1 protein-coding gene is annotated in these 284 nt (G+C 64.8%); it reads left to right on the top strand.

The window, feature by feature from the left end; translation table 11 throughout:
- Positions 1-284 (top strand): VCBS domain-containing protein (locus AC6LJ9_RS30800; protein WP_498150480.1); only part of this gene is annotated, 284 nt, incomplete at both ends.

Genomic DNA, 284 nt, shown 5'->3' with positions numbered 1-284 from the left:
TGGCCGAAGGCCAGAAGGTCACCGACACCATCACCGTGACCGTCGATGACGGCAAGGGCGGCACCGCCACGCAAGTCATCACCGTCACCGTCACCGGCACCAACGACGCCCCGACCATCTCCGGCACCGCGACCGGCCAGATCAAGGAAGGCAGCACCCAGGACGTGACCGGCCAGCTGACCCAGCACGACGTCGACACCAACGACACGCACACCTGGTCCGTCAACGACGACGGCAAGGGCAAGTACGGTTCGTTCACCGTTGACCAGAATGGCAAGTGGACC

The organism is Achromobacter sp. 1011811831, from assembly GCF_059760905.1.
This window is presented reverse-complemented; position numbering and strand designations above follow the sequence as displayed.